The 5150-nt window shown below is 64.0% G+C and carries 6 protein-coding genes and 1 pseudogene; 4 read left to right on the top strand and 3 right to left on the bottom strand.

Features of this window, described 5'->3' with window-relative positions; translation table 11 throughout:
- Window positions 1-402 (bottom strand): FAD-binding oxidoreductase (locus Y705_RS0115200; protein ID WP_026533475.1); only part of this gene is annotated, 402 nt, incomplete at its 3' end.
- A gap of 88 nt (window positions 403-490) precedes the next feature.
- Window positions 491-1330 (bottom strand): glucose 1-dehydrogenase, encoded by an 840-nt coding sequence (locus Y705_RS0115205; protein WP_026533476.1) that lies wholly within the window; start codon window positions 1328-1330, stop codon window positions 491-493.
- Between the two features lie 236 nt (window positions 1331-1566).
- On the opposite strand from Y705_RS0115205, the gene Y705_RS0115210 reads away from it, so the two are divergent.
- From Y705_RS0115210 to Y705_RS0115220, 3 genes are read left to right on the top strand one after another with little or no spacing between them, the layout of a single operon-like run.
- On the top strand, window positions 1567-1911 hold the full coding sequence (locus Y705_RS0115210) for an ArsR/SmtB family transcription factor (protein ID WP_026533477.1): 345 nt from the start codon (window positions 1567-1569) through the stop codon (window positions 1909-1911).
- Window positions 1908-2456 (top strand): SRPBCC domain-containing protein, encoded by a 549-nt coding sequence (locus Y705_RS20505; protein WP_081738105.1) that lies wholly within the window; start codon window positions 1908-1910, stop codon window positions 2454-2456. Before Y705_RS0115210 ends, Y705_RS20505 begins: the two co-directional genes overlap by 4 nt.
- A 42-nt stretch (window positions 2457-2498) precedes the next feature.
- Window positions 2499-2708 carry a dodecin gene (locus Y705_RS0115220; RefSeq protein WP_026533478.1) on the top strand — a complete coding sequence of 70 codons (210 nt, stop codon included), beginning with the start codon at window positions 2499-2501 and terminating at the stop codon, window positions 2706-2708.
- A 43-nt stretch (window positions 2709-2751) separates the two neighbouring features.
- On the opposite strand, the gene Y705_RS0115225 is transcribed toward Y705_RS0115220, so the two are convergent.
- Complete coding sequence (locus Y705_RS0115225; RefSeq protein ID WP_026533479.1) at window positions 2752-3465, bottom strand: IclR family transcriptional regulator; 714 nt, start codon at window positions 3463-3465, stop codon at window positions 2752-2754.
- Window positions 3466-3799: 334 nt separating this feature from the next.
- Here Y705_RS0115225 and Y705_RS0115230 point away from each other — a divergent pair.
- Window positions 3800-5150: pseudogene (locus tag Y705_RS0115230) on the top strand (pyruvate dehydrogenase (acetyl-transferring), homodimeric type); the annotation flags it as partial.

Below are 5150 nucleotides of genomic sequence, written 5' to 3' on the forward strand. Positions count from 1 at the left end.
GATGGTGCAGGCCGACTCGCTGGCGGGATCGGGTCCGAATTTCCGTCCGTACCGCGCGAGCCGGGTATTGAGCATCCGCACCGTGACGCCGGGCTGTACCCGGACGCGGGCGCCGCCGTCGAGCACCTCGATGTCCCGGAAGTGCCGGCGCACATCGACCAGGATGCCGTCGGTTTCCGCCTGTCCGCTGAGGCTGGTTCCACCCGAGCGCAGCGTGAGGGGCACACCCTGGGCCGCGCTGACCTGCAGCAGCCGGCCCACCTCGGCGGCGTTGCGGGGAGTGGCCACAGCCCGGGGGATCAGCAGGAAGTGCGAAGCATCATGGGCATTGGCGTGGCGGTCGATGGCCCGGGTGCTGATCCGCGCCGGATCGTCGACGGCGTTGCGCAGCGCATCGAGCATGGTGTGTCCTCTCCGTTGAGTCCAAGACACCTCCATTGTGCGCCCGGCGGGAAACCCGCCCGTCAGGCGCACCATCTGGATCGGCAGTTCAGAGAACGGGCCGCCCACCGGTGACGGCGATGCGTGCTCCCGAGATGTAGCTGCCGTCGTCGGAGGCGAGCAGGACGTAGGTGGCCGCCAGTTCGGCCGGCTGGCCTGCCCTTCCCAGGGGGACGTCGTCGCCGAAGGACTCCACTTTCTCCTCGGGCATGGTGGCCGGTATGAGGGGCGTCCAGATGGGGCCCGGAGCCACGCTGTTCACTCGGATCCCCTTCTCGCCGAGCAGCTGCGCGAGGCTTGCCGAGAAATTGGCGATCGCGGCCTTGGTGGCAGCGTAGGGAGCGAGCGTGGGACTCGGCATGTCGGAGTTCACCGAGGAGCTGCCGATGATCGAGGAGCCCGGTGCCATGTGCGGCACTGCGGCCTTCACGAGGTGGAACATGGCCCCGACGTTCACCCGAAACGTGTAATCCCACTCCTCGTCCGAGATCTCATCCAGGGACTCGTGGTTCATCTGGTAGGCGGCATTACTCACCAGGACGTCGACCTTGCCGAACTCCTGCACTGCACGATCGATGATGGCCCGGCAGTGGTCCGCCTCAGAAAGGTCACCACTGACCAAGACTGCCCGCCGTCCTGCCTCCTCGACGTACCGGGCAGTCTCTTTCGCATCCTCGTCCTCGTTGAGATAGGAAATCAGGACATCGGCGCCCTCCCGTGCGAAGGCGATGGCCACGGCGCGTCCGATCCCGCTGTCACCGCCGGTGATGACCGCTGCCTTGCCGTCGAGCTTCCCCATGCCGCGGTAGGTTCGTTCACCACAGTCCGGAACCGGGTTCATCCGGGCCTGGATCCCGGGGACCTCCTGCTGCTGTTTCGGCTGACTCATGCCCACGAACTCCTTCGGTAGAACTCGAACGGCCCTCGAAGGCGGCTGGCGCCGCTGCGGACCCGGATAGCCCAACGCTAGTTCCGCGGCACCTTCCCGTGGAAGGTACCAGCAGGCTTTGACATCCGCCGGATGGCCGGAAGCGTTCCCGTCCGCGAAACTCTTGACGACGGGCCCGGTCGATTCTAGAGTTTAATTATCAACTGAAAGGTTTATCAAGTAAGAGGTTGATGAAAATGACATCGGAGTGGACGGACGAACAACTCAATGCCGCATTCGCAGCGCTCGCCGATCCTGTCCGGAGAGCACTGATCGCCAAGCTGTCCCGTAGCCCGGCGACGGTGAACGAGCTCGCAGAGCCCTTTCCCATCACCAAGCAGGCCGTGTCGAAACACATCCAGGTCCTGGAGCAAGCAGGTCTGATCACCCGCACCCGGAACGGCCAGCGCCGTCCGTGCCACCTCGACCCCGCGGCGCTCGAGGCAGTGACCGGCTGGATCGACAGGCAGCGCCTGATCGCCGAGCAGCAGTTCCGACGCCTCGACGCCGTTCTCGAAATCCTCAAGGAGAAGGAATCATGAGCAACCCCACAACCATCACGGCCCAACCAGGACTGCCGTTCATCGATATGGTCCGCGAGTACGACGCGCCGCGGGAGCTGGTTTTCCGGGCCTACACCGACCCGGAACTCGTGGTGCAGTGGCTCGGGCCGCGGCGCCTGGTCATGGAGCTGGGGAACTACGATGCGCGCGACGGCGGTTCGTGGTCCTATGTCCACCGCGACGACGACGGCACTGCCTACTCCTTCCGTGGTGTCTTCCACTCCGTGCAGGAGCCGGAACGCATCATCCAGACCTTCGAGTTCGCCGGCGCGCCCGGGCAGGTCAGCATCGAGACCATGACCTTCGAGGACCTGGGCAACGGCCGTACGCGCTGTTCGGCCCATGCCGTCTACCCCTCGGTCGAGGCGCGCGACGGCATGGCGGCAAGTGGGATGGAGTCCGGCGTGAACGAGGGGAATGAGAGGCTCGACGAACTACTCGCCAGGCTGGCCGGTGAGGAGCCGGCCTTGGATCGGCGAACGGATGATGGCGCACCGGGGGAGAGCGGGACTAGTCTTTCCTGACGGCCCGCAACCGGGGAGCACACGCGATCACGAGGAGCGAAGTTGTCCAATCACACGTACAGCATTTCTGAAATCGTCGGCACGTCGGATGAAGGTGTGGACGCGGCAGTTCGGAACGGGATCGCCGAAGCATCCAAGACCCTGCGCAACCTCGACTGGTTCGAGGTCAAGGAGATACGCGGCCACCTCGAGAACGGCCAGGTTGCGGACTGGCAGGTCACCATCAAGATCGGATTCCGGCTGGAGCACTGATCCGACGACGACGGCCGTCCCGCTCCGGTGCGAGCGGCTCGCGCTACGCGAGCTGCGCCGAAATGGCTGCGGCTCCCTTGTTGAGTCTTGCCGCGATGGCGTCTTCGGGAATAGCGCTGGAGATATACACCACCGCCAGCGCCCCGGGGCGTTGACCCGGGATTCTCAGCGGCACCGAGACCCCCGAGAGCCCCGCAATGACTTCATTGCGGCTCGTGGCGTAACCACGGGATCGGGCCACGAGCACCTCGGACCGCAGCGGGATGCCGGGCAGCAGTAGTTCGCGGTCGGCGTGGTCTAATGCCGACTGGATGGCGATGCCTGGCGCGCCCACGTCGAGTTGATGGCGTGAGCCCGGCTTTCGTGCAACGTTGGCCATGCCGTCGCGTGGTTCCGCGCTCTGCAAGGTGATGCACGTGGCCTTCTCGAGGACCACGAGAAAGGCCGTCATGCCGAGTTCATTGGCCACGGCGTTCAGTTCCGGAAGGGCTGCCGTCTGGAGTTCCTTCGCGACATTCTGGGCGAGTGCGGCCAGCCCTGCCCCGAGCCTCAGGAACCCTGATGCATCGCGCTCCACGAGGTCATGGTCTTCGAGGGTCCGAAGAATGCGGTAGGCGATGGAGCGGTGGACCCCCAACTGGGCGGCAGCCGACGCGATGGTCGTCGGCCCGCTCTGCCGTGCCAGGAGTTCGAGCATCTGGATCCCGCGCGACAACGTCTGCGAAGAGGCCGCTGGCCGGGGCTCTTGTGCTGGCATGGCTACCTCTCATCGAATTCCGGTTATCGGCGGCAGCCGGCTTTCAGTTGACGGCTCTCAGCTGCCGGAAAGGCATGCGGAAGGCGCCGATGCACCACTGGACTGTGACAGTAGCACGAGGCGTTCTATTATCGAACAATTCGAGAGCCCTCGGGGATGGAAATCGTTCAGCGGCGCACTGCCGGAGGGGCAGGTCATGCTGGCTGCAGCAACATTTTTTTGACATACGCCACCTGCAACCCGTTCACTGTTTCTTGTAGATGAAATAACAATTCCGCTTGTCGGAAATATCTTGTATTCGTGACAGGTAAGCGCGTCCTCTGGAGGGGTCCTTGTGAGCGTCATCGACGATGTTCCGGCAGTTCTGAGTGGTTTGACGGTGGGTAAGCCGGATGGTGATCCTGAGGAGACTGCTGAGTGGATCGAGTCCCTTGATGCGTTGATCCGGTCCCAGGGTACGGAGCGGGCGCAGTTCATTATGCGGTCGCTGCTGCAGCGGGCGGGTGCGCAGTCGGTGGGTGTGCCGATGGTGACGACCACGGATTATGTGAATACGATTCCGGCGGATCAGGAGCCCGTGTTTCCTGGGGATGAGGAGATCGAGCGGAAGTATCGTGCGTGGATGCGGTGGAACGCCGCGGTGATGGTGCACCGGGCGCAGCGCTCGGATATCGGGGTGGGCGGTCATATTTCCACGTACGCGGGGGCGGCGACCCTGTATGAGGTCGGCTACAACCATTTCTTCAAGGGCAAGGATCATCCCAGCGGTGGGGATCACGTCTTTTTCCAGGGTCATGCGTCGCCGGGGATGTATGCGCGGGCGTTCCTGGAGGGCCGGTTGAGTGAGGAGGACCTCAACGGGTTCCGGCAGGAAAAGTCGAAGGAGGGCTCGGCGTTGTCCTCGTACCCTCATCCGCGGCTGATGCCGGAGTTCTGGGAGTTCCCGACCGTGTCGATGGGCATCGGGCCGATGAACGCGATCTATCAGGCGCAGTCCAACCGGTATCTGGCCAACCGCGGGTTGAAGGACACCTCCGGGCAGCAGGTGTGGGCGTTCCTGGGGGATGGGGAGATGGATGAGCCCGAATCGCGGGGGTTGCTGCAGTTGGCGGCGAATGAGGGCCTGGATAACCTGAATTTCGTGATCAATTGCAACCTGCAGCGCCTGGACGGGCCGGTGCGCGGTAACGGGAAGATCATGCAGGAGTTGGAGGCGTTCTTCCGGGGTGCGGGGTGGAACGTGATCAAGGTGGTGTGGGGCCGGGAGTGGGATGAGCTGCTGGCCCGGGACCGTGACGGGGCGCTGGTGGAGATCATGAACCAGACCCCGGACGGGGACTACCAGACGTACAAGGCCGAGTCGGGCGGGTTCGTGCGGGATCATTTCTTCGGGAAGTCCCCCGAGACCAAGGCCCTGGTGGAGGATCTGACCGACGCGCAGATTTGGCAGCTCAAGCGTGGCGGGCATGATTACCGCAAGGTCTACGCCGCGTACAAGGCGGCGACCGAGTTCACGGGCAAACCCACGGTGATCCTGGCCAAGACGGTCAAGGGCTACGGTCTGGGACCGCACTTCGAGGGCCGTAACGCGACCCACCAGATGAAGAAGCTCACGCTGGAGGATTTGAAGGCGTTCCGGGATCATTTGCGGATCCCGGTCACCGATGAGCAGATCGATGATGATC

The sequence above is a fragment of the Arthrobacter sp. H41 genome, assembly GCF_000520535.1.
Classification (GTDB): Bacteria; Actinomycetota; Actinomycetes; order Actinomycetales; family Micrococcaceae; genus Arthrobacter_D.